Genomic DNA, 3,837 nt, shown 5'->3' with positions numbered 1-3,837 from the left:
TCGATGTCATCTCCTACGTCGCAGACCGCATCCTGGTGATCTACCTGGGCCAGATAGTCGAGGAAGGGACTGCCTCCGATATCGTGGCCCGACCCGCCCATCCCTACACACGGGCGCTGCTCACGGCCAGTAGCTTGCCGGATCCCCCGGACCCTCTCGAACTCGCGGTCGACGTGCGGGATGCTTCTGCCGTACCTACAGGCTGTCGCCTCGCCCCCCGCTGCCCGCTCGCCGAAGACCGGTGCTCGGAACCCCAGCATCTCGTGGCGTCGGATGGAAGATCGGCACGGTGCTGGAAGGCCGAGTCGGCGCTGCACTAGTTCCTAGTTGCGAGTTATGTTGGATTACCACTGCCCACTGCCCACTGCCCACTGCCCACTGCCCACTGACCGCCGGCAACTCTTTGGGCTGTAAAGGGAACACCTCAGAACAAGCGCCCGCCCGTGACCCTGAGTTCCGCTCCCGACACGTAGCTCGCATCCGGCGACAGGAGCCAGGTGACGGTCGCAGCCATCTCATGGAGGTCCGGGAACCTCCCCAGAGGGGTCCGGGACAGGTAGGTGGCTCGGACTTCGTCGGTGGTGCCCGCGGTGAGCGGTGTCCCGGTGAACGAAGGAAGGATGGCGTTGACCCTCACTCCGAGCGGTCCGAGTTCGTTGGCCGCGACCCGCGTGGCGCCAATCAGCCCCGCCTTGGATGACACGTATGCTGACTGGCCGGGGTTGGATCCGTACGCCGCCAGGCTGGAGATGTTGACGATCGCGCCTGAGACGTTATCCGGGCGCTGGCTCTCGCCGGCGACCCAGTGTCTTGCGAACAGGATCATGGCGGCTATCGCAGCTATCAGGTTCACCTCGATGACCCAGCGCACGCGATCGAACGACATGTCGACAAGCGGATCGGGGGCCCCCACGCCGGCACAGTTGACGAGCGCGGTCGGAGTGGCTGCCAACCGGGTTACCTCGTCGAAAGACGACTCGAGATCGCCGACGGACGTTACGTCGGTACCCAGCAACAATCCGGGGAATCCATGGTCGGTTCGGGAAGCGACCACGTCGGGGAGATCAAGTCCGGCGACCGTCCAACCGCCGGCCTGTAACGCCTCGCAGATCGCCGTGCCCATGCCGCCGAGCGCGCCCGTCACGATGACAACCCGCGCATCGCCCGCCCCGATCGATACGCCGTCGCCACCCGGGACGATCACTTCGATGCCTCCCCTCCTGCGTATTCGATCAGGCGGCGCGCGTTGCCGGAGAGGACTTTGCGGAGCGAGTCCTCAGGCCAGCCGAGACTGACATACTTCTTCCATGCATCGAGGGGCTGGAAGGGGAAGGCGCTGGCGTAGATCACCTTGTCGGAGATCAGCGTCCCGGCTGCGTCCCGGAACACATGGGCGCCGGGATGGAAGGCGTAGATGGAGGCTTCGAGATAGATGTTGTCGTTCCGGTAGGCCGTGGCCACCAACTCCTCCGATCGGGGCCAGCATCCGTGCGCGATGACCAGGCGCAGATCCGGGAAGGTGCGGGCTATCCGTTCGAACGGTCCCGGGTTTCCGTAGAACTGACCCACGAAGGGTCCGACCGTGAGGATGGCGACGAGCTTGTTGGCGGCCGCGAACTCGAAGATGGGGAACATGACCGTGTCGTCGTCCCATCCGAGCGGCTGGACGGCGAGGGGATCCCCCGGGGGATCGAGCGCGATACCGATGTTTCTGCTGTCCGCGGCCGCGGCGGCAAGTTCCGCCTCCCGATCTGTGGAGTGCGGGTTGATCCCGTAGGCGGTGAACAGGAGACCCCCCGTCCCCGCAGCCGTCTCTCTCACATAATCATTGCTCAGGCGTGCCCAGGCGCTGCGCCGTCCCGTGAACACGCCCATCTCGATGTTCTGCCGTCGGGCCTCGTTCGAGAAGTACTCCAGCGGCACGGGCGCCGGCTCGGGTATCCCGAATCTGCGCCACAGCAGTGCGTAACCCGGTCCGGTGTACAGGTTCATGTACTCGGTGGTGTTGGGTCGGACACGGAAGTCGATGACCTTCATACTGTGCTCCTATCGTCGGCTGGTTGCTTCGACATTTCCATCTTCTACCGATCGGGTCATCCTACGTTCGCGCCGCCATCCACCATGACGGATGCGCCCGTCATGAAGCTCGACGCTTCATCGAGCAGGAACAACACCGTCGCGGCGACATCCTCGGGCACCCCGACCCTGTTCATCGGTACCGATCCGGCCATCCGCTCGATCCACTGCTCTTTTGAAAGCCCATCGGCTTCGAACCCGGTCCTGGACATGGGCGTCAGGATCGGTCCGGGAAGCACGCAGTTGACGCGAATGCCGCGATCGGCCAGCTCGACTGCAGCCGAACGCGTCAAGCCTTCGACTCCACCCTTGGCTGCGCTGTACGCGGACATCCCGGCCATACCCTTTCGCGACAGTACGGAACCTACGAGGACGATCGAGCCGCCGCCCGACTCTGCCATGGCAACGGCGCAGGCTTCCAGCAGCCAGTAGGACCCCAGGAGGTTGACGTTGACAATTGCCCGGACCCGGTCCCATTGCGAACCACCGATCGCCTGCCGAGCCGCTGCTCCACCGATCCCGGCGCATGTGGCGAGACCGTCGATCCTCTCGACTCGGCTCCTCACGTGGGCGACCGCTCTATATACGGCGACTGGATCTGAGATATCGCACTCCACGAATAGCACCCGGTTGCCGCGAAGCTGGTCTTCAGGGGGCTGCTGGAGGTCGAGGATCGCGACAGACCGACCTCTGTCCTGCAATCCCTCCACCACCGCCCTCCCGATACCCGACGAACCCCCGCTGACAATGGTCGTAGCGGACCCGGATGTCATCTGTCGCCGCTCGTCCGTAGCCTCGAACGGGGGTCTAGCGACAGCGAGGGCGCGGCGCCCCGGGCCGGCGGAACGGGCCTGTCCTCGAAGGATCGGAAAGCTGGGGCGTCGAGCCTCACGCCGGGAGCGTTCGCCGGATCGGGGTCCCGATCACGACGCCCGGAGACGTTCAGGTTGCGGAAGCTCTTGAAAGGGGGCCTGAGTGGAAGGTCGATGATCACTTCTCAGCTCTGATGTACGGTTAGCGTATCATCTTGTGCTGCGCCCCGTTCGGGATCCCAGTGCAGGGGCGATCAAGCACGGTAGGGGCGAGCCCCGGTGATTGCCGGCCCCTGCCGAGTTCACCGACAACACAATGGCGGGACATCTCCGACGCCAGTTCGGGGGTTAGCCACCGGGGATGAAAAAGGTGCCGGTTTCCACCTAACGCCACGTAGCTCGATGGAACGCGGTCTTAGAGTGAGGCGGACGGCACGGTCAGAATCCTCGGAGCGCCACGGCGATGACAATGCCACCAACCACGGTCACCCACCCGACGATCCACCGAGTCTGAGCGGTCAGCCTCTCGGAGATATGGGTCTTCAAGTCGGCAACGGCCTTCTCAACCTTGGATTCCATCCGTGCCTCTACCGCAGCGTCCTTCGCATCGACTAGCGACTCGGTCACTGTACCAGCCATTACAACCCCTTCATTTAAGGTGTAGTCAATCATATGCAATGATCTTAGATATGACTAGTGGTGTTGTGGATAGAAACAGCAGTTACGCGACATGGCGGACACTTCGTGGCGGTATGGCTACGCACAGGCCTGCATGTGAGGGCGGGTTGGTCCCGAGGCCACGTCGTCACCCGCCAGGGTGGCTCACCGATGTCCCTACGGAGAAAGAGAGTCCGGCCCCCGTTCCGGCATTGATGTGGTCTATAATCCGGGCAGCGGTAGGTTGCTGATCGGGTGAAGGAGTCGGTATGGCGACAATCGAACTCGACCA

Annotated in this window: 5 protein-coding genes; 1 reads left to right on the top strand and 4 read right to left on the bottom strand. The window is 63.6% G+C overall.

Annotation, left to right across the window (positions count from 1 at the left end; all coding sequences use genetic code 11):
* A partial coding sequence (locus OXK16_10985) for an oligopeptide ABC transporter ATP-binding protein (GenBank protein MDE0376474.1) occupies positions 1–320 on the top strand: 320 nt, incomplete at its 5' end.
* Between the two features lie 104 nt (positions 321–424).
* Here the strand turns inward: OXK16_10985 and OXK16_10980 are convergent.
* The 4 genes from OXK16_10980 to OXK16_10965 all read right to left on the bottom strand — a co-directional run bounded on the left by OXK16_10980 (position 425) and on the right by OXK16_10965 (position 3,560).
* A complete protein-coding gene (locus OXK16_10980) occupies positions 425–1,204 on the bottom strand; it encodes an SDR family oxidoreductase (GenBank protein MDE0376473.1) in 780 nt (259 codons plus the stop codon).
* Positions 1,201–2,037 carry an amidohydrolase family protein gene (locus tag OXK16_10975; protein MDE0376472.1) on the bottom strand — a complete coding sequence of 279 codons (837 nt, stop codon included), beginning with the start codon at positions 2,035–2,037 and terminating at the stop codon, positions 1,201–1,203. The genes OXK16_10980 and OXK16_10975 overlap by 4 nt, the downstream gene beginning before the upstream one ends.
* Before the next feature lie 56 nt (positions 2,038–2,093).
* Complete coding sequence (locus tag OXK16_10970; protein MDE0376471.1) at positions 2,094–2,849, bottom strand: SDR family NAD(P)-dependent oxidoreductase; 756 nt, start codon at positions 2,847–2,849, stop codon at positions 2,094–2,096.
* Positions 2,850–3,326: 477 nt separating this feature from the next.
* Positions 3,327–3,560 (bottom strand): hypothetical protein, encoded by a 234-nt coding sequence (locus OXK16_10965; protein ID MDE0376470.1) that lies wholly within the window; start codon positions 3,558–3,560, stop codon positions 3,327–3,329.
* Between the last annotated feature and the right edge of the window lie 277 nt (positions 3,561–3,837).

It is taken from the genome of bacterium (assembly GCA_028821235.1).
Lineage (GTDB): Bacteria > Actinomycetota > Acidimicrobiia > Spongiisociales > Spongiisociaceae > Spongiisocius.
The sequence above is the reverse complement of the archived record's forward strand: the minus strand, read 5'-3'. Positions and strand labels throughout refer to the sequence as shown.